The 21,304-nt window shown below is 69.4% G+C and carries 17 protein-coding genes; 11 read left to right on the top strand and 6 right to left on the bottom strand.

The window, feature by feature from the left end; translation table 11 throughout:
- The first annotated feature begins 7 nt into the window (after nucleotides 1–7).
- Both MXB90_RS00440 and MXB90_RS00435 read left to right on the top strand, forming a co-directional pair.
- Nucleotides 8–982, top strand: a complete 975-nt coding sequence (locus tag MXB90_RS00440; RefSeq protein WP_250039639.1) for a class I SAM-dependent methyltransferase — start codon at nucleotides 8–10, stop codon at nucleotides 980–982.
- A gap of 37 nt (nucleotides 983–1,019) precedes the next feature.
- The gene (locus MXB90_RS00435) at nucleotides 1,020–1,829 is read left to right on the top strand and encodes an SDR family NAD(P)-dependent oxidoreductase (protein ID WP_250039635.1); all 810 of its coding nucleotides are present in this window, start codon (nucleotides 1,020–1,022) and stop codon (nucleotides 1,827–1,829) included.
- Nucleotides 1,830–1,847: 18 nt separating this feature from the next.
- Here MXB90_RS00435 and MXB90_RS00430 read toward each other — a convergent pair whose 3' ends face one another.
- Complete coding sequence (locus tag MXB90_RS00430) at nucleotides 1,848–2,279, bottom strand: hypothetical protein (protein ID WP_250039632.1); 432 nt, start codon at nucleotides 2,277–2,279, stop codon at nucleotides 1,848–1,850.
- A gap of 110 nt (nucleotides 2,280–2,389) precedes the next feature.
- On the opposite strand from MXB90_RS00430, the gene hemF reads away from it, so the two are divergent.
- Both hemF and MXB90_RS00420 read left to right on the top strand, forming a co-directional pair.
- Nucleotides 2,390–3,280 carry an oxygen-dependent coproporphyrinogen oxidase gene (gene hemF, locus MXB90_RS00425; protein WP_250039630.1) on the top strand — a complete coding sequence of 297 codons (891 nt, stop codon included), beginning with the start codon at nucleotides 2,390–2,392 and terminating at the stop codon, nucleotides 3,278–3,280.
- Between the two features lie 203 nt (nucleotides 3,281–3,483).
- Nucleotides 3,484–5,391: a DEAD/DEAH box helicase gene (locus tag MXB90_RS00420; protein ID WP_250039627.1), complete on the top strand. Its 1,908-nt coding sequence runs from the start codon at nucleotides 3,484–3,486 to the stop codon at nucleotides 5,389–5,391.
- Between the two features lie 24 nt (nucleotides 5,392–5,415).
- Here MXB90_RS00420 and hemE read toward each other — a convergent pair whose 3' ends face one another.
- Nucleotides 5,416–6,447 (bottom strand): uroporphyrinogen decarboxylase, encoded by a 1,032-nt coding sequence (gene hemE / locus MXB90_RS00415; RefSeq protein ID WP_250039626.1) that lies wholly within the window; start codon nucleotides 6,445–6,447, stop codon nucleotides 5,416–5,418.
- A gap of 115 nt (nucleotides 6,448–6,562) precedes the next feature.
- Between hemE and hemC the strand changes: the two genes are divergently transcribed.
- Entirely contained in the window at nucleotides 6,563–7,507 is a 945-nt protein-coding gene (gene hemC / locus MXB90_RS00410; RefSeq protein ID WP_462982195.1) for a hydroxymethylbilane synthase, read from the top strand.
- Between the two features lie 78 nt (nucleotides 7,508–7,585).
- The gene (locus tag MXB90_RS00405) at nucleotides 7,586–8,851 is read left to right on the top strand and encodes an MFS transporter (RefSeq protein WP_284040685.1); all 1,266 of its coding nucleotides are present in this window, start codon (nucleotides 7,586–7,588) and stop codon (nucleotides 8,849–8,851) included.
- Here the strand turns inward: MXB90_RS00405 and MXB90_RS00400 are convergent.
- Nucleotides 8,848–9,558, bottom strand: a complete 711-nt coding sequence (locus MXB90_RS00400) for an arylesterase (RefSeq protein ID WP_462982174.1) — start codon at nucleotides 9,556–9,558, stop codon at nucleotides 8,848–8,850. The genes MXB90_RS00405 and MXB90_RS00400 overlap by 4 nt on opposite strands.
- Here MXB90_RS00400 and MXB90_RS00395 point away from each other — a divergent pair.
- On the top strand, nucleotides 9,557–10,270 hold the full coding sequence (locus MXB90_RS00395) for an ABC transporter ATP-binding protein (RefSeq protein WP_250039614.1): 714 nt from the start codon (nucleotides 9,557–9,559) through the stop codon (nucleotides 10,268–10,270). The two genes, MXB90_RS00400 and MXB90_RS00395, sit on opposite strands and share 2 nt — an antisense overlap.
- The gene (locus tag MXB90_RS00390; protein WP_250039612.1) at nucleotides 10,267–12,792 is read left to right on the top strand and encodes an ABC transporter permease; all 2,526 of its coding nucleotides are present in this window, start codon (nucleotides 10,267–10,269) and stop codon (nucleotides 12,790–12,792) included. The genes MXB90_RS00395 and MXB90_RS00390 overlap by 4 nt, the downstream gene beginning before the upstream one ends.
- A gap of 86 nt (nucleotides 12,793–12,878) precedes the next feature.
- On the opposite strand, the gene MXB90_RS00385 is transcribed toward MXB90_RS00390, so the two are convergent.
- A complete protein-coding gene (locus tag MXB90_RS00385) occupies nucleotides 12,879–13,358 on the bottom strand; it encodes a lytic transglycosylase domain-containing protein (protein ID WP_250039609.1) in 480 nt (159 codons plus the stop codon).
- A 97-nt stretch (nucleotides 13,359–13,455) separates the two neighbouring features.
- A complete protein-coding gene (locus tag MXB90_RS00380; protein WP_250039607.1) occupies nucleotides 13,456–14,220 on the bottom strand; it encodes a DeoR/GlpR family DNA-binding transcription regulator in 765 nt (254 codons plus the stop codon).
- Between the two features lie 194 nt (nucleotides 14,221–14,414).
- Here MXB90_RS00380 and glpD point away from each other — a divergent pair, with 194 nt between their 5' ends.
- The 3 genes from glpD (at nucleotide 14,415) to MXB90_RS00365 (ending at nucleotide 18,734) form a co-directional block, all read left to right on the top strand.
- Nucleotides 14,415–15,998, top strand: a complete 1,584-nt coding sequence (gene glpD, locus MXB90_RS00375; RefSeq protein WP_250040517.1) for a glycerol-3-phosphate dehydrogenase — start codon at nucleotides 14,415–14,417, stop codon at nucleotides 15,996–15,998.
- 115 nt (nucleotides 15,999–16,113) lie between these two features.
- Nucleotides 16,114–17,598 (top strand): glycerol kinase GlpK, encoded by a 1,485-nt coding sequence (gene glpK, locus MXB90_RS00370; RefSeq protein WP_250039605.1) that lies wholly within the window; start codon nucleotides 16,114–16,116, stop codon nucleotides 17,596–17,598.
- Nucleotides 17,595–18,734: an iron-containing alcohol dehydrogenase gene (locus MXB90_RS00365; RefSeq protein ID WP_250039597.1), complete on the top strand. Its 1,140-nt coding sequence runs from the start codon at nucleotides 17,595–17,597 to the stop codon at nucleotides 18,732–18,734. The genes glpK and MXB90_RS00365 overlap by 4 nt, the downstream gene beginning before the upstream one ends.
- On the opposite strand, the gene MXB90_RS00360 is transcribed toward MXB90_RS00365, so the two are convergent.
- The gene (locus tag MXB90_RS00360; protein ID WP_250039596.1) at nucleotides 18,731–21,169 is read right to left on the bottom strand and encodes a heavy metal translocating P-type ATPase; all 2,439 of its coding nucleotides are present in this window, start codon (nucleotides 21,167–21,169) and stop codon (nucleotides 18,731–18,733) included. The two genes, MXB90_RS00365 and MXB90_RS00360, sit on opposite strands and share 4 nt — an antisense overlap.
- Between the last annotated feature and the right edge of the window lie 135 nt (nucleotides 21,170–21,304).

Below are 21,304 nucleotides of genomic sequence, written 5' to 3'. Positions count from 1 at the left end.
CGCTGTCATGACCCACCCGCGTCTTTCCCTTGCGCTGCAAGCGCCCGATGCCCTGCCGCCGCAAGGGCGCATTGCCGTGTTTCGTCCGCTGGGCGGCACCGATCTGTCGGATCTGCCGCAGGACCAGCTGCATCTGATCCAGGGGTTCCGCCCCGATTTCGACGCGCTGGCGGCCCGCGGGTTCGATGTCGCGGCCGAGGCGCAGGGCGCCTATGCCGCGGCGGTGGTCTTTTTGCCCCGCGCCAAGGCCGAGGCCCGCGCGATCCTGGCCGAGGCCTGCCAGCGCGTCAGCCCCGGCGGCCCGGTCTGGGTGGATGGCGCCAAGCATGACGGGGTGGATAGCGTCCTGAAGGATCTGCGCCAGCGCCTGCCCGTCAGCGCGCCCATCGCCAAGGCGCATGGCAAGATCTTCTGCTTTGCCGCCGATCCCGCCGCGCTGGCCGACTGGCAGGGCCGCGAATTCGCGCCCGCGCCGGGCTTTGTCACGGTGGCGGGGGTGTTTTCCGCCGATGCGGTCGATCGCGGCTCGGCGCTGCTGGCGGCGGCGCTGCCTGATCATCTGCCCGCGCGGGTGGCCGATCTGGGCGCGGGCTGGGGCTGGCTTGCCGCGCAGATCCTGACGCGCAAGGGCGTCGAAGAGCTGCACCTGATCGAGGCCGATCACGCCGCGCTGGCCTGTGCGCGGCGCAACGTCACCGATCCGCGCGCGCGGTTCCACTGGGCCGATGCCACGCGGTTCGACCCCGAAGCGCGGCTTGGCGCGGTGGTGATGAACCCGCCGTTCCACACCACGCGCGCGGCCGATCCGGGGCTGGGGGCTGCGTTCATCCGCGCGGCGGGGGCGATGCTGTCGCTGTCGGGCACGCTGTATATGGTCGCCAACCGCCATCTGCCCTATGAAGAGGCGTTGCGCGCCGCCTTTCATGAGATTGAGGAAATCGGCGGCGACAGCGCCTTCAAGGTGATCCGCGCCCGGCGCTGAAACCGATCCATCCAGCCCAACGTCCGCAGGGGGGCCCATGTCTCTTTCCATTTCCGGCAAGACCGCCATCGTCACCGGCGCGGCCCATGGCATCGGCAATGCCATCGCGCGGCATTTGCTTGACCGTGGCGCGAATGTGATGTTCGCCGATATCGACGAAGCCAAGCTTGAGGCCGATCTGGGCGAGGCGGCCAAGTCCGAAGGCCCGGCGCGCTATTTCGCGGGCGATCTGTGCCAGAAGCTGACGGTGAACAACCTGTGTTCGGCCACGATCGACGCCTTTGACCGGATCGACATCCTGGTCAATGCCGCGCGCAGCTTTGCGCCCTGCGACCCGCTGGACCCGGCCGAGGATGTGCTGGATACGATGCTGCGCCAGAACATGAAGGGGTCACTTCGGCTGACGCAGCTGATCGCGCGGCGCATGATCGCGCAGGCGGAAAAGGAAGGCCGGACCGAGGGCGAGATCGGCTCGATCGTCAATATCTCGACGCTGGCGGCCTGCCGCACCCAGCCCGAGTTGCTGGCCTATTCCATCGCCTGCGCGGCGCAGGATCAGGCCACGCGGGGCATGGCGGTGGCGCTGGCACCGCACCGGATCCGGGTGAACGGGGTGTCCTTCGCCTCGGTCATGAGCGCGTCGCTGCAGGCGGCGCTGCGTGATCACGGCGATTGGCGCGAAGCGATCGCCGAGGGCACGCCCCTGGGCCGCATCGCCGCCCCCAGCGAGCTGGCCGAGGCGGTGCAGTTCCTGGCGTCCGACGGCGCGGGCTTTGTCACCGGGCAGATCCTGACGGTGGACGGGGGCCGCGGCCTGCTGGATGCGGTGCGCGTGCCCGCGTTCTGATCCGCCCCGGCAGGGCGGTCATTGCGGATAGGTGGCCTTGCAGGCGGCGATATTGGCCTCGGCCTGGGGCAGAAGCGCGCGGCGCTTGGCGATCAGCGCATCGCGCTTGCGCTTTTCGGACTCGGGGTCGATCGCCACGCGGCTGCGGATCGTGTCTGTATAGGGCTGCATGCATCTGTCGGGCAGGGTCACGATCGTGCCATCGGCGCGCTGGATCTGGCGATAGCCGCAAACCTCCCAGCGGACGCGGGTGACGGACGTTTCTTCCCAGGCATAGCCGCGCGCCAGATTGCCCTCTACCTCGGCCAGAAGCTGTTCCACCGCGCGCACTTCGCGCGTGGCGCGGTCGATGCAGCGTTCCTGCGGGGTGCCGCAGGCGGCAAGCAGGATCAGCAGGGCCAGGGGTAGCAGGGCGGGGCGCAGCAAGACGGGGGGCAGAAGACGCGGCATCGGGGCACCTTTGGGTTGGGGTCATCTTACGCGAAGGGGCGGAAAAGTCCATTCCCGCCGGCCGCCCGGCCTGCTAGAGAGCGCAAGGCAGGATGGAACGGAGGACCGCGATGACCGAGGATTTCACCGAGCGCAAGGCGCGCGCAAGCCAGTGGTTTTCCGATCTGCGCGACCGGATCGTGGCCGCCTTCGAGGCGTTGGAGGATGCCCAGACCAGCGGCCCCTTTGCCCAGCTTGCGCCGGGACGGTTCGAGGTGACGCCCACGAAACGCGCCGCCCCCGATGGCAGCGACGCAGGCGGCGGCAAGATGAGCGTGCTGCGCGGCGGGCGGGTGTTCGAGAAGGTGGGCGTGAACATCTCGACCGTCTGGGGCACGCTGGGGGACCGGGCGCAAAAGGCGATGGCCGCGCGCGGCGTGCCGGGGATGGACCGCGATCCGCGGTTCTGGGCCAGCGGCATCAGCCTGGTGGCGCATATGCAAAACCCGCACACGCCCGCGGTGCATATGAACACCCGGATGTTCTGGACCCCGCATGCCTGGTGGTTTGGCGGCGGGGCGGACCTGAACCCCTGCATCGAATATGCCGAGGATACAGCGCATTTCCATGGCCAGATGCGGCGCGCCTGCGATGCCCATGCGCCGGAGTATTACGCGCGTTTCAAGGCCTGGGCGGATGAGTATTTCTTTGTCCCCCATCGCGGTCGGGCGCGTGGTGTGGGCGGGATCTTCTATGATGATCTGAACACCGGCGACTGGGAGGCCGATTTCGCCTTTACCCGTTCGGTCGGCGAGGCGTTTCTGCCCGCCTTCCTGCCGGTGACCGAGCGGCGGCGCGACACGACCTGGGACGATGCGGACAAGGATGTGCAGCTGATCCACCGCGGGCTTTATGCCGAATACAACCTGGTTTATGATCGGGGCACGAAATTCGGGCTGGAAACCGGTCATGATGCCAATGCGGTGCTGATGAGCCTGCCGCCGCTGGCGAAATGGCCATAAGCCGCGCGAGGTAGCGGGCCGGGCAGGGGGGCGCTGCCCCCCTCGGGCTTTGCCCTCACCCCCCGGGATATTTTTGCAAAGCCGAAGGGGGCGGTGTTCCGGGTTTTGAGGCGCCGAGATTCGGGCTATACAGGGCTGGGCGAACGCGCTAGAAGGCGCGCTTCGGCCTGTTGGCCCCTTCTGTTTTCCGAAAGACGTCCCCCATGACCCAGTTTCCCACCGTTCACCCCGCCCTTGCCCAAGGGCTGGCGGCCAAGGGCTATGCCGCCCTGACCCCCGTTCAGGAGGCGGTGACCGATCCGGGCCTTGCAGGGGCGGACCTGCTGGTGTCCGCGCAGACCGGGTCGGGCAAGACGGTGGCCTTTGGCTTGGCGATGGCGGGCGAGTTGCTGGCCGATGGCAGCATAGGCCTGCTGGAGGCGCCGCGCGCCCTGATCATCGCGCCGACGCGCGAACTGGCGCTGCAGGTCCGGCGCGAGCTGGAATGGCTTTATGCGCCCACCGGCGCGGTGATTGCAGGCGCCGTGGGCGGGATGGATGCCCGGTCCGAACGGCGCGCGCTGGAACGCGGGGCGCATATCGTTGTGGGCACGCCGGGGCGGATTTGCGACCATATCCGGCGCGGGGCGCTGGATCTGTCGGCGCTGCGCGTGGCGGTGCTGGACGAGGCCGATGAGATGCTGGATCTGGGCTTCCGCGAGGATCTGGAATTCATCCTGGAGGCTGCGCCGGCCGATCGCCGCACATTGATGTTTTCGGCCACCGTCAGCAAGGAAATCGCGCGTCTGGCCGCGACCTTCCAGCGCGATGCGCAGCGGATTTCCACCATCGCCTCGCGCGAACAGCATGCCGATATCGAATATCGCGCGCTGCTGGTCGATCAGGCGGATCGGGAAAATGCCATCGTCAACGTGCTGCGGTTTTATGAGGCGAAGAACGCCATCGTCTTCTGTTCCACGCGCGCCATGGTCACGCATCTGACGACGCGGTTCCTGAACCGTGGCTTCCAGGTGGTGGCGCTGTCGGGCGAACTGACGCAAGAGGAACGCTCGCGCGCGCTGCAATCCATGCGCGACGGGCGGGCGCGGGTGTGTATCGCCACCGATGTGGCCGCGCGCGGGATCGACCTGCCGGGGCTGGAGCTGGTGGTCCATGCCGATCTGCCGCAGAACAAGGAGGCGCTGTTGCACCGGTCGGGCCGGACGGGTCGGGCCGGGTCCAAGGGCGTGTCCGCGCTGATCGTTCCGCATGCGGCGCGACGCAAGGCAGAACGGCTGTTGGGCTTCGCCAATATCACCGCGACCTGGGCGCCCGCGCCTTCGGCCGAAGAGGTTTCAGCCCGCGATGTGCAGCGGCTGTTGTCCGATCCGATCCTGACCGCGCCGGTCAGCGAGGATGAGGCGGCGTTGGCCGCGCGTCTGCTGGAAGGTTTCCCGCCCCGCGCGCTGGCGGCGGCGGTGGTGCGCCAGTATATGGCCGCGCGGTCCGCGCCCGAGGATCTGGTGCCGGTGACGCCCGATGGGGCGCGCCCGCGCGCCGCAGCGGCGGATTTCGGGCCAAGCCTTTGGGTGCGTCTGACCATTGGTCACGACCAGCGCGCCGATCCGCGGTGGTTGTTGCCGATGCTGTGCCGGGCGGGCGACCTGTCGCGCCGCGACATCGGCGCGATCCGGATTTTCGACGATCACACCGTGGTGCAGATCCATGCCGATGCCGGGCAGCGGTTCCTGGCCGCGATTGGCCCTGAACGCGCGCTGGAACAGGAAATCGGCGTCGATGTGCTGGATGGCGCGCCGCAGGGGCTGGACTCGGCCCCGCCGCGCCCGGGCAAATGGGATCGCCCGCGTGACGGCGCCCCGCGCGGCCAGGGTGCGAAAAAACCCTTCGCGCGCGGCCCGCGCGATGATGCTGCGCCCGCGAAAAAGCCCCATCGCAAGGGGCCGCCGCGGTCGGAATTCGAATCCGCCGGTCTGCGCGATCCGGGTGAACGCCCCGCGCCGCGGGCGAAATTCGCGAAACCTGCCGGTAAACCGGGGGCGAAACCGTTTGGCAAGCCCGCCGGTGCCAAGGGCGGCAAACCCGCGGGCGGCAAGCCGAAAAGCCGGGGCTGATCGCCCCGGTTTCGCCCCCTCGGGTCAGCCCTTGCGGATCGTCTCGATCATCAGGGCGACGTTGTCGGGGTTCGCATCGGGCGTGATCCCGTGGCCAAGGTTGAAGATGTGCGGGCCTTTGGAAAAGGCCTTCACGATCCGCCGGGTTTCATCCACCAGATCCTGACCGCCGGTGACCATGTGGCGCGGGTCAAGGTTGCCTTGCACACAGCCATCGACCTGCACATGTTCGGCCGCCCATTCGGCGGACACCGAATTGTCGATGGCCACGCAATCCGCGCCGGTCTTTTTCGCGAAACCGACATAGCCTTGGCCCGCCTCACGCGGGAAGGCGATGATTGGCAGGCCGGGGTGGCGCGCCTTCAGCGCGGCGATGATGCGGGCCGCGGGCGCAACGGCGAAATCGTGGAAATCCTGGCCCTTCAGGCTTCCAGCCCAGCTGTCGAAGATCTTGATGACCTCGGCCCCGGCCTCGACCTGTTTTGACAGGTATTCGATGGTCGCGTCCGTCAGCAGGTCGATCAGCGCGGCAAAGGTCGCGCGGTCGGCGGCCTTCAGCGCGTGGGCCGGGCCCTGGTCCTTGGTGCCGCGGCCCGCGATCATGTAGGTGGCCACCGTCCAGGGCGCGCCGGCAAAGCCGATCAGCGTGGTTTCGCGTGGCAGTTCGCGCGTCAGGATGCGGACGGTTTCATAGATCGGGGCCAGGTGGTCGTGGATGTCATCCTTGCCTTTCAGCGCGCGCAAGCCATCGGCATCGGTGATCGTGGACAGGCGCGGGCCTTCGCCGGTTTCGAACCACAGATCCGCGCCAAGCGCCTGCGGCAGCAGCAGGATATCGGCAAACAGGATCGCCGCGTCAAAGCCATAGCGGCGAATCGGCTGCAGCGTGACCTCGGCCGCCAGATCGGAATTGTAGCACAGCGACAGGAAATCCCCGGCCTGCGCGCGGGTGGCGCGGTATTCGGGCAGGTAGCGGCCTGCCTGGCGCATCATCCAGACCGGCGGCGTGGGCAAAACCTCGCCGCGAAGGGCGCGCAGGATCGTCTTGTCACTCATCTTGGATCTCCTTCTTGCCCCTTCATCGCCCCCTGCGGCGCGATGTCAAGCCAAAGGCAGCCCATGTGCGCTTGCGCGGGCCTTTTGACGCGGCTATGCCGGGGGCATGGAACAGATGCCCAACGCCAAGACCCCCCTGAAGATCGGCACCCGCGGTTCGCCGCTGGCGCTGGCGCAGGCCCATGAAACCCGCGCCCGCCTGATCGCGGCCCATGGCCTGCCCGAGGACGCTTTTGAAATCGTCGTGATCCGCACGACGGGCGACAATGCCGCGCTGATCGCGGCGGACAAGCCGTTGAAGGAACTGGGCGGCAAGGGCCTGTTCACCAAGGAAATCGAAGAGGCGATGCTGGAAGGCCGCATCGACATCGCCGTGCATTCGATGAAGGACATGCCCACGGCCCAGCCTGCGGGCCTGCTGCTGGATTGCTATCTGCCGCGCGAAGATGTGCGCGATGCCTTTGTTTCGCCCGGGGTGGAGCGGCTGGCCGATCTGCCGCAGGGCGCCACGGTCGGCTCATCCAGCCTGCGCCGGCGCGCGCAGCTGGCCAACCGCCGCCCCGACCTGAAGCTGGTCGAGTTTCGCGGCAATGTGCAGACCCGGTTGAAGAAGCTGGAGGATGGCGTCGCGGTGGCGACCTTCCTGGCGATGGCGGGGCTGAACCGGCTGGGCATGACCCATGTCGCGCGGTCCGCCATCGAGGTGGATGAGATGCTGCCCGCCGTGGCCCAAGGCGCCATCGGGATTGAGCGGCGGGCCGATGATGCCCGCGCCGCCGCGCTGCTGGCGGCGATCCATGACGGGCCAACGGGCCAGCGGCTGGCGGCGGAACGCGCCTTTCTGGCCACGCTGGACGGGTCCTGCGAAACCCCGATCGCGGGGCTTGCGCTGCTGGAGGGCGACCAGATCTGGCTGCGCGGCGAGATCCTGCGCCCCGACGGGTCCGAAGCGCTGCGCGATGAGGCGCGCGCGCCGGTGTCGCAGGCGGCCGAGCTGGGCGCCGATCTGGCCCGCCGGCTTTTGGCCCGCGCGCCCAAGGGCTTTTTCGACTGGCGCTGAAGGCGCCTGCCCGTGGCGCGGGGGATGGGCGTTGATTGAGTATTTGGGCCAAGAAGAAGCGGCATCCCGCTTTGGCCCTTGCCGCGCCCGCGCGGTCGGCGCAAGACGGGCCGCGTGATCCCGGAGCCTGCCTTGCGCCAAGCCCTTGCCCCCTTTCGCCCGATCCTGACCGATCCCGCGCTGGCGCTGGCCGCGGGGTTGCTGATCCTGTTCGGGGCCCATGCGGCGACCTTGATGCCCTATGTCTCGGCGCTGGCGGTGACGGTGTTCGGCCTGTCGGACGGGGCCTATTCGACGGTGCTGGTGGTGGCCTCGGTCCTGTCGGTATCGGCCTCGGTGGGGTTTGGCATTCTGGCCGATCAGCGCGCGAACCGCCGCGCCATTGCCTTGCTGTCGGCGGGGTTGCTGACGGCGGGAACGGGGCTGGTCTGGGCGGGGCAGGGTGCATTGGCCTTTGTCATTGCCCATGCGCTGATCCTGCCGCTGTCGGGGTCGCTGTTCGGCCAGTTGTTTGCGCTGGCGCGTCTGGCCGCGTCTATCCACCCTGAGTCGCAGCGCGGCGCGATCCTGTCGGCGCTGCGGGCGGCCTTTGCGCTGCCCTGGGTGGTGGTGCTGCCGGTCTGGGCGGTGGCCTTTGGCGCGGGCGCGCCGCTGATCGCGGTCTATCCGGTCTGTCTGGTGCTGGCAGCGGCGATCCTGGGGTTGACGCTGCGGTATTGGCCGCGCGACGGCGCGACGCGCTGGCCGGACCCGAAATCGGGGCTGAGCTTTGCCGCCGCCCTGCGCGAGATGGCCGAGATCCGCGTTCTGGCGCGGGTTCTGGCGCTGGGCACGATCAGTGGGGCGGTGATGCTGTATCTGGTGGTGATCGGCCTTGTGTTTTCGCAGACGCCGGGGCGCGGGGCATCGGATGTGGCGCTGTATGCGGGGTTCGTCGCCGGGCTGGAGGTGCCCTTCATGCTGGCGCTGCCCGCGATCATCACCCGGATAGATCGGACGGTGCTGATCTGGCTGGGGGCGGTGCTTTATGCCTGCCATCTGGCGTTCCTGCCGGTGTTGGCCGAAACCGTTTGGGTCTGGGTGCTGATCCTGCCTGCGGCGGCGGGGGGTGCGGTGGTGCTGACCCAGCCGATGGCCTATCTGCAGGATCTGCTGGGGATGCGGCCGGGGGCGGGGGCCAGCCTGATGGCGCTGCAGAAACTGGCGGGCGATGCGATCTGTGCCAGCGTGTTTGCGCTGGGGGCGGCGGTGGCGGGCTATGGCTTGGCCGCGGCGCTGGGTGCGGGGCTGTGCGTTCTGGGCGCGGGCGCGCTGTGGGCGATGGACCGCCGGTCGCGGGATTAGCCGCGCGGTCCGGCCCCTGCCTGCGCGATCAGATCCAGCACCTTTGGCCCCAGCGCCTCGACCACCAGGGCGACGCCCGCGGGGGCGGGGTGGATGTTGTCATCCTGCATCAGGTCGGTTTTTGCGCGCAGTTCAGGCGGGGTTTCCATGATCGGGGCCAGCAGGTTCGGCACCAGCACCGCGCCGTGCTTTTGCGCCAGTTCGGGCCAGATCGCATCAAAATCGGCCTTGTAGTCGGGGCCGTAATTGCCCGGCGCGGGCAGACCCACCAGCAGCACCGGCAGGCCGCGGGCGCGCGCCTTGGTCAGGATCGCGTCCAGATTGGCCCGCGATTCCTCGGGGGGCAGGCCGCGCAGCAGGTCATTGCCGCCAAGCGCCACCATCAGCGCATCGGTCTGCGGGCCCAGCGACCAATCCAGCCGCGACAGCCCCCCCGCCGTGGTATCGCCCGACACCCCTGCATTCACCACCCGCACATCCGCGCCCCGCGCGGCCAGCCAGGCCTGCAGTTGCGGCACCAGCCCCTGATCGGTGGGCAGGCCATAGCCCTGCGTCAGACTGTCGCCCAGGGCCACCAGTTCCAGCGGTTCGGCCCGTGCAGGCAGGGCCAGGATCGGCAGAGCCAGAAAAAATGTCGTCAAAACAAGGTTGCTTAGGCGCCGGATCGGCCCATATCCCCTTGTTAGGACAGAAAAGAAGGCAGGCATGAAAGATACCGTTCTGAGTTTGCGTGACGCCCGGCTGACGCTGCAGGGCAATGCCGGCCCGGTCGAGATCCTGCGCGGGATCACGCTGGATGTCGCGCGGGGGGAAAGTGTCGGTCTGACGGGGCCTTCGGGGTCGGGCAAATCATCGCTCCTGATGCTCATGGGCGGGTTGGAACGGGCCACGGGGGGCACCGTCACGGCGCTGGGCCAGGATCTTTCCGCGATGGGGGAAGATGCGCTGGCCCGGTTCCGCAGGGGGAATATGGGGATCGTTTTCCAGTCCTTCCACCTGATTCCGACCATGACCGCGCTGGAAAACGTCGCTCTGCCGCTGGAACTGGCCGGTGTGCCCGATGCCTTTGATCGCGCGGCGGCGGAATTGCACGCCGTCGGCCTTGGCCATCGCGGCAGCCATTACCCGGCCGAATTGTCGGGGGGCGAACAGCAGCGCGTGGCGCTGGCGCGCGCCGCGGCACCGCGGCCTGCGCTGTTTTTGGCGGATGAACCGACGGGCAACCTGGATGCGGCCAATGGCGCGGCGATCATGGATCTGCTGTTTGGCCTGCGCGACCGGCACGGCGCGACGCTGGTGCTGGTGACCCATGCGCCCGAACTGGCCGAACGCTGTGACCGGATCGTGCGGCTGGCCGATGGCATGGTGGTTGAGGAGCCTGCGGTGCAGGGGATGCGCGCCGAAGGGGCCCGCGCATGAGCCTGGCCTTCCGGATCGCGCGGCGCGAATTGCGCGGGGGCATCGCGGGGTTCCGCGTGTTCCTGTTGTGCCTGATGCTGGGGGTGGCGGCGATTGCGGGGGTGGGCACGGTGCGTGTCGCCATCGAATCGGGGCTGCGCGATCAGGGCGCGATCCTGCTGGGCGGCGATGCGCAGCTGGAATTCACCTATCGCACCGCGACAGAGGCGGAACGCGCCTGGATGGCGACCCGCGCCACCGCCCTGTCCGAGGTGATCGAGTTCCGCTCGATGATCGTGGCGGGTACGGGTGAGGGTGAAGACCGCGCGCTGACCCAGGTCAAGGCGGTCGACGGCGCCTATCCGCTGACCGGCGCGGTGCAGGTCGAACCGGCCCTGCCGCTGGATCAGGCGCTGGGGCGGCAGCCCGGCGGGCTTTACGGCGCGCTTCTGGACCCGGTTCTGGCCGATCGGCTGGGCCTTGCCATCGGCGACCGCTTTCGTCTGGGGCGGGCGGAATTCATCCTGACGGGGCGCATCCTGCGCGAACCCGACAGCACCGGCACCGGCTTTGCGCTGGGCCCGCGCACGCTGCTTTTGACAGAGGCGCTGGACGGTGCGGGCCTGCTGGAACCGGGATCGCTGTTTGAAACCGAATACCGGCTGACCCTGCCGCCCGGCACCGATCTTGACAGCCTGCAGGCTGCGGCCGAAGCGGATTTCGCCGGCGCCGGGATGCGCTGGCAGGACAGCCGCCGCGCCGCGCCGGGGGCGGAACGCTTCGTCGACCGGATCGGATCTTTCCTGGTCCTGGTGGGGCTTGCCGGGCTTGCCGTGGGGGGCGTGGGCATTTCCGCGGCGGTGCGCGCCTGGATGGAACGCAAGGCCGAAACCATCGCCACGCTGAAGGCGATTGGGGCGACCAATGCCCTGATCCGCAACGTCTTTCTGATCCAGCTGGGGGCGCTTACGGTGGCGGGCATCGCGCTGGGCCTGATGCTGGGCGCGGGGCTGCCCTGGCTGGCCCGCGGGGCGATTGCGGCACGCATGCCGATTGCAGTGGACATCACCATCGCCCCCGCCGCGCTGGCCGAGGCCGCGCTTTACGGCGCGCTGGTCGCGGCGATCTTCACGCTCTGGCCGCTGGCCCGCATGGCCGAGGTGCGGGCAGCCGCGCTTTACCGCGATTTGGGGCCGGGGCGGCGGCGGCTGCCCGGGGCGGGCGCGCTGGCACTGATCGCGGGGCTGTTGGCGGCGCTGGTGGCGGCGGCGGTCTGGTTTTCGGGGCTCTGGGCGCTGGCGCTGGGCACCTTGGGGGGCATCGCGGCGGCGCTGGCCATCCTGACGCTGGCCGCGACGGGGCTGCGCTGGCTGGCGCGCGCCACGGCGCATCGCGCCCGTGGCCGCCCCGTCCTGCGCGCGGCCCTGGCTGCCATCGGTGGTCCGCGCAGCGAGGCGGCGCCGGTGATCCTGTCGCTGGGCCTTGGCCTGTCGGTGCTGGCCGCCGTGGGCCAGATCGACGCCGGCCTGCGCAGCGCCATCGACCGCGACCTGCCGCAGCGCGCGCCCGCCTATTTCGTCGTCGACATCCAGCCCGACCAGATTTCCCCCTTCCTTACGCGCCTTGCCGCGATGGAGGCGGTGGAAAAGGTCGAAACCGCGCCGATGCTGCGCGGCGTCGTCAGCCGCATCAACGGGCAAGATGCCCGCACCGTCGCGGGCGAACATTGGGTCGTGCGGGGCGATCGCGGCATCACCTATGCCGCCACCCCGCCCGAGGGCACCAAGGTCGTTGCGGGAAGCTGGTGGCCCGCCGATTACACCGGCCCCGCGCAGGCCAGCATGTCCGCCGAAGAGGCGGGCGAACTGGGCCTGGGCTTGGGCGACCGCATCACCGTCAACGTCCTTGGCCGCGATATCGAGGCGGAAATCACCTCGCTGCGCGAAGTGGATTTCGCCACTGGCGGGATCGGCTTCGTGCTGACGCTGAACCCCGCGGCACTTGCGGGCGCGCCCCACACCCATATCGCTACGATCTACGCCCCGCCCCAGGCCGAGGCCGCGATCCTGCGCGATCTGGCGCGCGATTTCCCCAACATCACCGCAATCCGCGTCCGCGACGCCATCGACCGCGTCACCGAGGCGCTGGGCGCCATCGCGCGGGCCACTGCGCTGGCCGCGGGGGTCACGCTGCTGACGGGCTTTGTCGTGCTGATCGGGGCGGCCGCCGCGGGTGAGCGCGCCCGCGCCTGGGAAGCGGCCTTGCTCAAGGTTCTGGGCGCATCGCGGGGGCGGATCCTGGCGTCTTTCGCATTGCGCGCGGCGCTGATGGGGGCGGCGGCGGGGATCGTTGCGATCCTGTTTGGCGCGCTGGCAGGCTGGGCCGTGCTGGTGCTGGTGATGGAGGCCGAATTCCACTTTGCCCCGGTTCCGGCCATCGCGATTGTTGCGGGCGGGGTGCTGGCCACGCTATTGGCGGGACTGGTCTTTGCCCGCCGCCCGCTGGCCACGCGCCCCGCACAAATCCTGCGCGCGCGCGACTGATCGCGCGCGGCGCGGCCGCTGGCTTCTTCTTGGCAAAAATACTCAAACCCGTCCCCCGGCCCGTGACCGGCGGGGCGGGCGCGGGATCAGCTGCGCAGGCCGGTTTCGCGCAGCAGGCCGCGGCGCTTGGCCTCATAGTAATAGCCGCGCGCATACCACATCACGGCCCGCTCCTCGGACCCGTCCGAAACAAGCCAGGCCCCGCGCAGATATTTCACGCCGTATTTCAGATTCGTCGCCGGATCGAGCAGATCCGCGGGCTTGCCGCGAAAGCCCATCGTCCCCGCGGTCTGCGGCAGGATCTGCATCAGCCCGTAATAGGGGCCGTTGCGCGCGCCCGGATTATAGCGGCTTTCGCGCTGCACCACCCGATGCACAAGGCTGCGCGGCACGCCATATTCATCGGCATAACGGTTGATCAGCGCGCGCAATTGCGGCGTTTCCCCGGCGTGCAGGCCGGCCACATCGCCGCCCGGCGCCTTGGTCGAGGTGCGCGGATCGCCCCCACAGCCGGCCAGGGCGGCCAGGCCCGACAAAAGCATCACGCGGCGGGACATTGGGGTCATCGGGCACTCCTGCGATCACGCCTTGTGATAGCGGCGTGTTTCCAGGCGGGGAAGCGTTTTTCATCATGGCATTGGCCGATGCGCGGCGCCTTGCCGATCAGGGCGGGCAGATCCGCACCTCGGTGCCCCAGTCCGCACAGGCCCGGGCCAGGTCTTCGGGCGGCGCGCGATCGGTGAACAGCACATCCAGATCCGCCAGAGATCCCAGCCGGACCGGCGCCGAACGGTCCAGCTTGCTGGCATCGGCGACCAGAAACGCCTTGCGCGACTGGCGCAGGATGGCGCGGCTGACGCGCACCTCGGCCAGGTCGAAATCCAGCAGATCGCCATCGTGATCCAGCGCCGAGACGCCGATGACCGCGTAATCGACCTTGAACCGCTCGATCGCATCGGTGGCCAGATCGCCCACCAACCCGCCGTCCGACCGCCGCAGCGCGCCCCCCGTCAGCATGATGTCACAGCTTTCGTTGGCCATCAGGATATTGGCCACGTTGATGTTGTTGGTCACCACGGTGATATTGCGGTGGCCCAGCAATTCGCGCGCCACCGCCTCGGTCGTGGTCCCGAGGTTGAGGATGACCGAACAGTTGTCCGGAATGGCCTGCGCGCAGGCCCGGCCGATCGCGGCCTTGGCCGCCGCATTCATGCGCCGCCGCGCGCCATAGCCGATGTTGCTGACCCCGGTGCGCATCACCGCGCCGCCATGCACCCGGTCCAGCAGGCCCGCATCGGCCAGCTCGGCCAGATCGCGCCGGATCGTCTGCAGCGTCACGCCAAAGCGTTCGGCCAGCGCCTCGACGATGACGCGGCCCTCGGATCGGGCGATGTCCAGAATCTCTGTCTGTCGAAAGCTGGTCGCCATGGGCCCCCTGCCGCCTGTGTCGCATGCCGTGTCGCATCGTCGCGCGGGCCTGTCATGCGGGCGGGCGCCGCGACCTGCACAGAAATGCGCGAATATACATGAATACGATCATGAACGAATATAAACGAAAAATGACATTTGACAAAACCGCGCATTTCGCGCCTTCTGACCCCATTCCGCAGCAGGAGGTGGTCATGACCGGGCCCGGCGCCGCCGATGGGGTGGCCGATCTGTTCATCATCGGGGGCGGCATCAACGGCTGCGGCATCGCGCGCGATGCGGCGGGGCGGGGGCTGTCGGTTGTGCTGGCCGAGATGGGCGATCTGGCGCAGGCGACCTCATCGGCCTCGACCAAGCTGTTCCACGGCGGGCTGCGCTATCTGGAATATTTCGAATTCCGCCTGGTGCGCGAGGCGCTGAAGGAACGCGAAACCCTGCTGGTGGCGATGCCGCATATCAGCTGGCCGATGCGCTTCGTGCTGCCGATGCACCCCGAGATGCGCTTTGCCGCCGATACGCCGACCGCGCGCCTTTTGGCGCGGGGGATGCCCTGGATGAAGGGGCGCCGGCCCTTCTGGCTGATCCGGCTGGGGCTGTTCATGTATGACCATCTGGGCGGGCGGCGCATCCTGCCGGGCACGCGCACGCTGGATCTGCGGACCGATCCGGCGGGGCAGGCGTTGCAGCCGCGGTTCCGGCGCGCCTATGAATATTCCGATTGCTGGATCGACGATGCGCGCCTGGTGGTGCTGAACGCGCGCGATGCGGCGGCGCGCGGGGCGCGGATCATGGTGCGCACCCGCGTGATCAGCGCCGAACGGCGCGGCGATCTGTGGCATGTCGTGACCGAGGGCCCCGCGGGTCGGGCCACCCATCGCGCCCGCGCGCTGGTCAATGCCGCCGGCCCCTGGGTTGAGGATGTGATCCGCACAACCTTGCGCATCAACACCACGCAAGGCGTGCGCCTGGTCCGCGGCAGCCATATCGTCACCCGCCGCCTGTTCGACCATGACAAATGCTATTTCTTCCAGGGCACAGATGGCCGGATCATCTTTGCCATTCCCTATGAGCGGGATTTCACCCTGATCGGCACCACCGACATGGATCACCAGGGCCGCCCCGATCAGGCCGAATGCACCGAGGCGGAACAGGATTATCTCTGCGCCTTCGCCGCGCAATACCTGGCCCGCCCGGTGACACGGGACCAGATCGTCTGGACCTATTCCGGGGTGCGACCGCTTTACAATGACGGGGCTAGTTCGGCCACGGCGGCCACGCGCGACTATGTGCTGGGCCTTGATCCGGGCGAGGGCGGCGGGGCGCCGCTTCTGAATGTCTTCGGCGGCAAAATCACCACCTACCGCCGTCTGGCCGAAAGCGCGCTGGCAAAGCTGGCGCCGATCTTTCCCGGGGCGGGCGGCGACTGGACCGCGCGCGTGCCGCTGCCGGGGGGCGACTTTCCCCATGACGGGGCGGCGGCGCTGATCGCGGGGTTGCGGGCCGACTATCCGTTCCTGACCGAAGACTGGGCCGCCCGGCTGGTGCGCGCTTATGGCACCGAGGCCCGCGCGATCCTGGGCGCCGCGCGCAAGCCCGCCGACCTGGGCCGTGACTTCGGCGCCACCCTGACCGAGGCGGAACTGCGCTGGCTGATGACCCGGGAATGGGCGCGCGCGGCCCAGGATGTGATCTGGCGGCGCAGCAAGCTGGGCCTGCGCATGACCCCCGAACAGATCGCCGCACTGGCCGCCTTCATGGCCGATCACCGCCCCGGCTGACCCCCGGGGTGGCCCGAAAAGCCCCATGGGCTTCTTCTTGGCCCAAATACTCAAAAAATTCTTGCCTCCGGCGGGAGTATTTTTTCCAAGAAGAAGAGCATGAAAGGAATCCGGCATGTCCCATATCCTGGCCGTCGATCAGGGAACCACATCGTCGCGCGCCATCCTGTTCGATGCGGATCTGGGGATCGTGGCCGTGGCACAAGAGGAATTTCGCCAGATCTATCCGCAGCCGGGCTGGGTGGAACATGATCCGGCGGATCTGTGGTCAAGCGTGGCGGGCACGGCGCGGGCCGTGATCGCAAAGGCGGGCGTGCAGGCGCGTGATATTGCCGCAATCGGCATCACCAACCAGCGTGAAACCACGATCCTGTGGGACCGAGCGACGGGCCAGCCCCTGCACAATGCCATCGTCTGGCAGGACCGGCGCACCGCTGCCATCTGCGAGGCGCTGCGCGATGCCGGCCATGAAGCCAAGATCACCGCGCGCACCGGGCTTTTGTGCGATCCCTATTTCTCGGGGACCAAGCTGAAATGGCTGCTGGATCACATTCCCGGCGCGCGGGCGCGGGCGGCGGCGGGTGAGCTGGCCTTTGGCACGGTGGACAGTTTCCTGATCTGGAAGCTGACCGGCGGGCGGGTGCATGCGACCGATGCCACCAATGCCGCACGCACGATGCTGTATGACATCGGGGCCGGGCGCTGGGATGACGAGATCTGCGGGCTTCTGGACATCCCGATGGCGATCCTGCCCGAGGTGCGCGATTGCGCCGCCGATTTCGGGGTCACGCGGGCCGATCTGTTCGGGTGCGAAATCCCGATCCGGGGTGTGGCGGGTGATCAGCAGGCGGCCACGCTGGGGCAGGCCTGTCTTGCGCCGGGGATGATGAAATCGACCTATGGCACGGGCTGTTTCGCGCTGCTGAATACGGGGGCGCAGCGGGTCGCCTCGGGCAATCGGCTGCTGACGACCATCGCCTATCAGCTGGACGGCACACCCACCTATGCGCTGGAAGGGTCGATCTTCATCGCGGGGGCGGTGGTGCAATGGCTGCGCGACGGGCTTCGGATCATCCGCGCGGCGGGCGAAACCCAGGCCCTGGCCGAGGCCGCCGATCCCGCGCAGGCGGTGGTTCTGGTGCCCGCCTTCACCGGGCTTGGCGCGCCCTATTGGCGGCCTGATTGCCGCGGCGCGATCTATGGGCTGACGCGCAATTCCGGCCCGGCCGAACTGGCGCGGGCGGCGCTGGAAAGCGTGGGGTTTCAGACCCGCGACCTGCTGGAGGCGATGCGCGCCGATTGGGGCGGGGCGGGGCAGGGGGTGCTGCGCGTTGATGGCGGCATGGCGGCCTCGGACTGGGCGATGCAGTTCCTGTCCGACATCATCGGCGCGCCGGTGGACCGGCCGCGCGTGACGGAAACCACCGCCCTTGGTGCGGCCTGGCTTGCGGGCATGCACGCGGGGGTTTATCCCGGGGCCGAGGACTTCGCCCGCAGTTGGGCGCTGGAGCGGCGCTTTGAACCGGGCATGGATGAACAGACGCGGGCGGCACGTTATGCCCGCTGGGGGCGGGCCGTGCAGGCCACGATGATGGTATGACACCCTTTTCCATCGCGGCGCCGGGCCGCATCCTGTTCGGCCGGGGCGAGGCGGACCGGGCGGCGGACCTGATCGCGGGGTTCGGCGCGCGCGGCTTTGTGGTGCATGGGGCCCAGGCGCGCCGGGCTGGCTGGCTGCTGGCGGGGCTGCGCGCGCAGGGCATCGCGGTTGACACCTTCGCCTGCCGGGCCGAGCCCGATCTGGCCACGCTGGAGGCCGCGGTTGCCGCCGCGCGGGCCTGTGGCGCGGGCTTTGTGGTGGGCTTTGGCGGCGGGGCGGCGATGGATCTGGCCAAGGCGGTGGCGGCCTTGGTGCCCGCGCCCGGGGGCGCGATGGATTATCTGGAAATCGTGGGTCGCGGCCTGCCGCTGCAGGCCGATCCCTTGCCCTTCATCGCCATCCCGACCACCGCCGGCACCGGGGCCGAGGTGACGAAGAACGCGGTCATCGGCCTGCCCGCGCATGGCCGCAAGGTCAGCCTGCGCGATGACCGGATGTTGGCGCGGCTGGCGATTGTCGATCCTGCGTTGACCGATCACTGCCCGCGCGCGGTGACGCTGGCCTCGGGGCTGGATGCGCTGACCCAGGTGATTGAGCCGTTCCTGTCCGCCCGGGCCACGCCCTTTACCGATGCGCTGACCCGGCCCGCGATCGGCCTGGGGCTTGGCGCGCTGATCCGCCTGATGGAGGATGAGGATGCCGAGGCCCGCGATCAGATCGCCTGGGTCAGCTTGTGTGGCGGGCTGGCGCTGGCCAATGGCGGGCTGGGCGCGGTGCATGGGCTGGCCGGGCCGATCGGGGGCATGACCGGGGCGGCGCATGGGGCGATTTGCGGGGTGCTGCTGGCGCCGGTGCTGCAGGCCAATGCCGCCAAGGCCACCGGCCCTGCCGCCGACCGCATTGCCGAGGTCCGGGCGATGGTGGCGCGGGCCTTGCGGGCCGCACCCGGCACGGCGTTCTACGCGCTGGCGCGCTGGGCCTCGGATGCGGGGTTGCCGCCGTTGACCGCGCAGGGCCTCGCGCCCGAGGCGCGCCCGCTGGCGGCAGAAGCCGCGCTGCGGTCCAGTTCGATGGCGGGCAATCCGGTTGCGCTGGGCGTGGCCGATCTGGTCGCGGCGATGGCGGCGGCGGGCTAGGCCGCGCGCCGCAGCCGCAGCGCGTTGGTGACGACGAAGACAGACGAAAACGCCATCGCCCCCGCCGCCAGCATCGGCGACAGGCCCGGCCCGCCAAAGGGCACCAGCGCGCCCATTGCCACCGGGATCAGTGCGGTATTGTAGGCGAAGGCCCAGAACAGGTTTTGCCGGATGTTGCGCATCGTGGCGCGCGAAAGCGCCAGCGCGCGGGCCACGCCTTGCGGGTCGCCCTGCATCAGCACGACCTCGGCGGCCTCGATCGCGACATCGGTGCCGGTGCCGATCGCCAGCCCGACATCGGCGGCGGCAAGGGCGGGCGCGTCGTTGATGCCGTCGCCCACGAAGGCCACCGTGCCGCGGGTCTTCAGGTTTTCCAGCGCGGCGACCTTGCCTTCGGGCAGAACCTCGGCCACGACCTCGGTGATGCAAAGGCTGCGGCCCACCGCCTCTGCCGTGGCGCGCGTATCGCCCGAAATCATCACCACGCTGACCCCTTCGGCCTGCAGCGCGGCGACGGCCTGTGGCGCGCCGGGTTTGACCGGATCGGCCAGCGCCATCAGCGCGGCAAGTTGGCCATCCAGCGCCAGCCAGACCGGGGTTTTTCCCTCGGACGCAAGTTGGTCGGCGCGGGGCTGCAGGGCGGCGGTATCCACCCCCGCCTCGCGCAGCGCGCGGGTGTTGCCCAGCAGAAGCGCGCGGCCCTCGACCTCGGCCGAAAGCCCGCGTCCGGCCAGGGCTGTGGTCTTGCGCGCGCGGGCACGTGTCAGGCCACGCCCGGCGGCGGCGGCCAGGATCGCCTGGGCCAGCGGGTGTTCGGACCGCGCCTCGGCGCCGGCGGCCAGGCGCAGTGCCTCATCTGCATCAAACCCTTCGGCGGGGATCAGGTCGGTCAGGGCCGGGCGGCCCGCGGTCAGGGTGCCGGTCTTGTCAAAGGCGACGATGCGGGCCTGCGACAGCCGTTGCAGCGCATCGCCGCGCCGGAACAAAAGGCCCAGTTCCGCCCCGCGCCCGGTGCCGACCAGGATCGACACCGGGGTGGCCAGGCCCATCGCGCAGGGGCAGGCGATGATCATCACCGAAATCGCCGCGACCAGCGCGTGGGTAAAGGCGGGCGCGGGCGCAAAGGCCATCCATAGCGCGAAGGTCAGCACCGACAGCGCGATCACCACGGGCACGAACACGCGGGTGACCTTGTCGACCAGCGCCTGCACCGGCAGCTTGCCGCCCTGCGCCTCTTCGACCAGGGCGATGATGCGCGAAAGGACCGTGTCGGCCCCCGTCGCGGTGACGCGGAACGTCAGGGCGGCGGCGCCGTTCACCGTGCCGCCGGTGACCGGCTGACCCAGCGATTTTTCGACCGGCGCTGGTTCGCCCGTCAGCATGGATTCGTCGATCCAGCCGTGGCCCTCGGTGACGATGCCATCGACCGCGATACGTTCGCCCGGCAGGATCTGGACGATGTCGCCCGGCGCCAGTTCCTCGACCGGCAATTCGACCACGCCGGTTGCGCGTTCCACCCGTGCGGTGGCGGGGCGCAGCCCGACAAGGCGCGAGATCGCCTGACCCGCCTGTCCGCGGGCCCGTGCCTCAAGCCAGCGGCCCAGCAGGATCAGCGTGACGATGACGGCGGCGGCCTCAAAGTAAACCTCGCGCGCGGTTTCGGGCAAGAGGCCCGGCGCCAGCGTCACCACCGCCGAATAGAGAAACGCCGCCGAGGCCCCCAGCGCGACCAGCGAATTCATCTCTGGCGCGCCGCGCAGCAGGGCGGGGAAGCCAAGCCGCAGGAACACCCGCCCCGGCCCGGCCATCACCGCGGCGGTCAGCACCATCTGGATCAGGTGGTTCAGCCGGTCCCCCAGGGTGGCGGCGATCCAGTGGTGAAAGGCGGGGATCATGTGCCCGCCCATCGCCAGCACGAAAACCGGCAGGGTCAGCGCGCCCGCGATCCGCACCGCGCGCGCCAGCCGTGCGGCCTCGGCGGCCTGGCGGTCGGTGATCGGGGCGGGGGGGTCCCCGGCGGTCAGGACGCGGGCGGGATAGCCCGCCGCGGTGACCGCGACGGCCAGCTCGCTGGGCGCGACGGCGCCCTGGGCATAATCCACCTCGGCCGTTTCGGTGGCCAGGTTGACGCGGGCGGCGATCACGCCGGGCACGGCCCCCAGCGCGCGTTCCACCCGGCCCGCGCAGCTGGCACAGGTCATCCCCGCGATGCCCAGCCGGGTCTGCGCGCGGGCGGGGGGGTAGCCCGCCCGGTCCAGCGCGGCGGCAAGGCTGGCGGGCGTGGCGGGCGCGTCGAATTCCACCCGCGCGGATCGCGCCATCAGGTTGGCGGCGGCGCTTTTGACGCCCGGTTCGGCCGCCAGCGCGCGTTCCACCCGGCCCGTGCAGGCGCCGCAATGCATCCCTTCGATGATGAAATTGGTCGTGGCGGTCATGGCGCCCCCTTTCGCGGGGAAAGTGGACCCGGGACCGGGCCGGGTCAACCTGGCCGAATAAATATTCGATAACTTGAATTTGTTTCGCCGCGATGTTAGATAGGCCCCAACTGAAACCCCTGGCCGGAGATCCGC

The organism is Phaeovulum molybdatiresistens, assembly GCF_023544865.1.
In the GTDB taxonomy this organism is placed as follows: domain Bacteria; phylum Pseudomonadota; class Alphaproteobacteria; order Rhodobacterales; family Rhodobacteraceae; genus Pontitalea.
The sequence above is the reverse complement of the archived record's forward strand: the minus strand, read 5'-3'. Positions and strand labels throughout refer to the sequence as shown.